Below are 4161 nucleotides of genomic sequence, written 5' to 3' on the forward strand. Positions count from 1 at the left end.
CTCGACGACCATGTGGTCGTCGAGGGCCGCTGAGGTGGAGGCGTCAGGCCTTGAGCGTCGGGTAGTCGAGGTAGCCGGTGTGGTCGCCGCCGTAGAAGGTGGCGGGGTCCGGGGTCTCGTACGGGCCCTGCGCCGCGAGCCGGGCCGGGAGGTCCGGGTTCGCGAGGTAGGAGGAGCCGAAGGCGACGAGCTCGGGGCCGACGTCCTCCAGCGCGTCCTGGGCCGCCTCGTGCGGCTGGCGGCGCTCGGCGTCGCGGTGCGGGTTGAGCACGAGCGTGTGCGGCCACGCGGCGCGCAGTTCCTTGGTCAGCTCGCGCGTGCCGGGGACCTCCATGATGTGCAGGTAGGCCAACGGCAGGTCGCTCAGCGCGTTGATCAGCGCGAGGTACAGCTCACGCGAGTCGTCCTCCTCGATGCCCTGGGTGGGGTTCGCGGGGGAGATGCGCAGCGCGGTCCGCTCCGGGCCGATGGCGTCGGCCACCGCGCGGACGACCTCGACCGCGAACTTGATGCGGCCCTGGACCGAGCCGCCCCACTCGTCGGTCCGCAGGTTCACGTTGGACGACAGGAACTGCTGGGTCAGGTAGCCGTTGGCGCCGTGGATCTCGATGCCGTCGAACCCGGCCGCGACGGCGTTGCGGGCCGCGGTCACGTGGTCCTCGATGGTCTTGAGGATCTCGTCGTGCGTCAGCTCGCGCGGGGTCACGAAGTCCTGCATGCCCGTGTAGCTGAAGGTCTGGCCGTCCAGCTTCACCGCAGACGGCGCCACCGGCGTCTCGCCGTTGGTGTCCGGGTGGCCGACGCGACCGGTGTGCAGGATCTGCGCGTAGAACGCGGCGCCGTTGGCCTTGGCGGACTTGACGACCGGCTTCCAGCTCTCGACCTGCTCGTCGGTGTGCAGACCGGGGGTGTTCGTGTAGCCCTGCCCGGTGATGCTCGGCTGGATGCCCTCGGTGATGATCAGCGCCGCGGTGGACCGCTGGTTGTAGTACTCGGCCATCAGCTCGGTGGCGTGGCCCTCGCGGGTGGCGCGGCTCCGCGTCATCGGGGCCATGGCGATCCGGTTGGCGGTCTTCACGGTGCCGACGGTGGTCTCTTCGAACAGCCTGCTCATGGTGTTTCTGCTCCTGTTGTGTGACCCCCGGCCGTCAGAGCTGGCCGGGGAAGAATCCGTGACGGGAAAGGGGTGCCACGAGCTCGCGCTCCTCGTAGGCGAAGTGCGACAGCAACGTGTCGGTGAGCAGGTCCACGGCCTCGGTGATGGGACCGAAGTCGGTGGGGTCGCCCGCCAGGTGGACGAGCGCCGCGTCGACGCCCTCCAGCACGGTGTGGATCGAGTGGTGCTCCTCGGTCAGGCGGTCGAGGACCGCGGCCAGGTCGCGCTGGCTGCGTCGCAGGTGGGGGAAGATCTGGCTGGTCTCCATGCCGTGGTGCTGGGTGAGCGAGACGCACTGCGCCTGGCACGCGCCGTGCAGGGTCCAGTTGGTGGTCCGGATGGTGAGCCAGTTCAGCTCGCCCCTCGCCGCCCCGATCCCGGTCTCGCCACTCGTGACGCGCCGCAGGATCTGCCGCACCTTCGCCAGTTCGGCGCGGTAGTGGTCGTGCACGGCGATCAGGTGGTGACCCGCGCTCAGCCCACGCCTGGTGAACCTGACGTCGTCGTCCGGCTCCGGCGCGGTCGGCCGCGTGTCCTCCCGCAACACCGACTTCGCGCTGCTACGCGTCCTCGGAGCGGCACTCGGGACCAGCCCGGTCCGGCGAGTGACCCACCCGCCGTTCTCGGCGTGGTCCGACATGTCCTGCCTCCCTCAAGTGCGTTGTCCCGAATATAGTCTGCTCAGCAGAACATCTGTCAACTCGAAAATATGCCCGGACGACTACATGCGGTGTAAGCTGCGGTTATGGAGATGGCCCGTTCTCACGAGCTGGTTGAGGGAGACACCCTTCGCCGCGACTTCGGCTGGGCGCTCGGTGTCGTGTTCCGCGCTTACCTGAAGGCGGCCAACGAGGCCACGGGCACCCTCCCCGGCGGCCCACGCGGCCACCAGGTGCTCGAGGCGTCGACCCGTCAGCCCCCGGTGAGCCAGAGCGTGATCGCCCAGGAGATCGGCATCGACCGCACGGTCATGACCTACCTGCTCGACGACCTCGAACGGGAAGGCCTCCTCACCCGCCGCCCCGACCCGGCCGACCGCCGCAGCCGCCAGGTCGTCGCCACCGAGAAGGGCGTCGAACGCCTGGAAGAGCTGCGCGCCCTGATCCTCCGCGCCCAGGACTTCGTGCTCCAGGAGTTGGACGAGGTCGACCGCAACTCCCTGCGCTGCCTCATGCAGCGCTCCGCCCTCCGCCTCGACTCGCTCGACCCCACGGCACCGTGCAACGTCATCCAGGACATCGCCGCGGCGGACCAAGCCTGACTTTCGGTACGGTCGATTTCATGGGGACAGCACGGATCGCAGGGGTACTCGCACTAGCCGCCGCGGTGACATGGGGGATCGTCCCCGTCGCAGCAGCCGACACCATGGGAACGTCGACCACCTCCACCACGACGACCCCCGCCGAACAGGCAGCCGAATCCGCCCGAACCGCCACCGCCGACCAGCAGACAGCGGTCGCCTCAGGCCTCGCCGCGACCGAGTGGGCCCGCGCCGCCCGCGCGGCAGCTACCGCAGACCCCGCCAACCAGGACAAGGCCTGGGCAGCCGACACCGCTGCAGGCTGGGCAAAGGACGCCACCGCCTACGCCGACCTGGCGACCTTCACCCTCGACTACGTCACCACAGCAGCCACCAACGTCACCACGGCCACCACCGTCGAGGACGCCACCGCATTCGCCGCCCGCGCAGCCCAGTTCGCCCACTTCATCGCCGACTTTGCCAGCGAAGCCCGCACCTGCGAAGCCCATGCCAAGGACCTCGCCACACCCCACGACCAGGGTCTCTAGATCGCCCCCTCCACCCGGCGGTGCCTTCCATCGGACCTCTGGACCTGCCGGCCGCCCGGCGGTGACCTCTGTCGGACCTCTGGACCTCTCGGTCTCGCGGCGGTGATCTAGTTCCCCAGCGCCTCCGGTACGTCCGCGCGCAGTGGAGCCCCCTGCTCTCTGGGGTCCACGGAACTCGGTCGCGCAGTGGCTTTCTCCCGCAGGACTTCGCGCTCAGGCGTGTGCCGCCTTGCCCTGAGCCGTCGGGGCGTCTCAGTGCCCGCGCGCCAAGGTCTGCGGCAGGCTGGGCCACCTCGCCGGCCTCCCGCATCGCGAGTCTTCAGGGCGCATTGCGCCCATGCGGTCATGAACTCGAGATCCGCTCACCTCCCTCCAACTTAAGCCTTTACTTATCTAAGTGGAGCCTGTGTAATTGCCGCGGACAGCCACCCTCGGCAACGAAAGGCCTCCCAGATGATCGACATCGCCGCCCAGTTGAAGGCGATCCACCGCGAGGTCGGCAAGCGCCCGGCCGAGAGCGGCGAACTGGTCAGCGTCCTGCTCCGCCGTTCCTACGACGCGGCGATCGACGACGTTTGGGACGCGCTGACCGACCCCGACCGCGTGAAGCGCTGGTTCCTCCCGCTCAGCGGAGACCTCCGCGTCGGCGGCTCCTTCCAACTCGAAGGCAACGCGGGTGGCGACATCCTGACGTGCGAACCTCCTCGTCTGCTCAAGGTCACCTTCGGCGGTCCGACCAGCGTGGTCGAACTGCGCTTGTCGTCGGACGGCGACGACGACACCGTGCTCGAACTCGACCACACCGTTCCCGTCGAGTTCGCGGGTAGCGGCGCGGGCGCGCTCTACGTCGGCCCTGGCTGGGACGGCGCGTTCCTGGCCTTGGCGTTGTTCCTCGCTGGCGAGATCGCCGACGACCCGGTCGCCGCCGCCAACTCCCCGGAAGGCCAGGAGTTCTCCCGCCAGTCGGTGCACGCCTGGGCGACCGCCGCCGAAGTCTCCGGCACCGCGACCGCGGAGGAGATCGCCGCCGCGACCGCGGCCTCACTGGCCCAGTTCGACCCCGACCACGGTGACGCCCAGCCCCAGGGCTAGTACGCCGCGCCGATGCCGTGCGCGACGAACCGGACCCTGGTAGGCGTGGGGGTGCGCACGGCCCCGTTGCGGTAGCCCCCCCGAACACGGGAATTTGGCCACCCCCCCCCACCGCGGGCCCCCCG

5 protein-coding genes are annotated in these 4161 nt (G+C 69.7%); 3 read left to right on the plus strand and 2 right to left on the minus strand.

The window, feature by feature from the left end:
* Positions 1 to 43 precede the first annotated feature (43 nt).
* Positions 44 to 1114 (minus strand): alkene reductase, encoded by a 1071-nt coding sequence (locus ACFWW9_RS45870; RefSeq protein ID WP_390389929.1) that lies wholly within the window; start codon positions 1112 to 1114, stop codon positions 44 to 46.
* 34 nt (positions 1115 to 1148) lie between these two features.
* On the minus strand, positions 1149 to 1796 hold the full coding sequence (locus ACFWW9_RS45875) for a hemerythrin domain-containing protein (RefSeq protein ID WP_390389931.1): 648 nt from the start codon (positions 1794 to 1796) through the stop codon (positions 1149 to 1151).
* Between the two features lie 111 nt (positions 1797 to 1907).
* On the opposite strand from ACFWW9_RS45875, the gene ACFWW9_RS45880 reads away from it, so the two are divergent.
* The 3 genes from ACFWW9_RS45880 to ACFWW9_RS45890 all read left to right on the plus strand — a co-directional run bounded on the left by ACFWW9_RS45880 (position 1908) and on the right by ACFWW9_RS45890 (position 4036).
* Positions 1908 to 2417: a MarR family winged helix-turn-helix transcriptional regulator gene (locus tag ACFWW9_RS45880; protein ID WP_390389932.1), complete on the plus strand. Its 510-nt coding sequence runs from the start codon at positions 1908 to 1910 to the stop codon at positions 2415 to 2417.
* A gap of 104 nt (positions 2418 to 2521) precedes the next feature.
* Complete coding sequence (locus ACFWW9_RS45885; RefSeq protein WP_390389933.1) at positions 2522 to 2944, plus strand: hypothetical protein; 423 nt, start codon at positions 2522 to 2524, stop codon at positions 2942 to 2944.
* A gap of 453 nt (positions 2945 to 3397) precedes the next feature.
* On the plus strand, positions 3398 to 4036 hold the full coding sequence (locus ACFWW9_RS45890; protein WP_390389935.1) for an SRPBCC family protein: 639 nt from the start codon (positions 3398 to 3400) through the stop codon (positions 4034 to 4036).
* Positions 4037 to 4161 lie beyond the last annotated feature (125 nt).

Source organism: Umezawaea sp. NPDC059074, from assembly GCF_042738955.1.
Lineage (GTDB): Bacteria > Actinomycetota > Actinomycetes > Mycobacteriales > Pseudonocardiaceae > Umezawaea.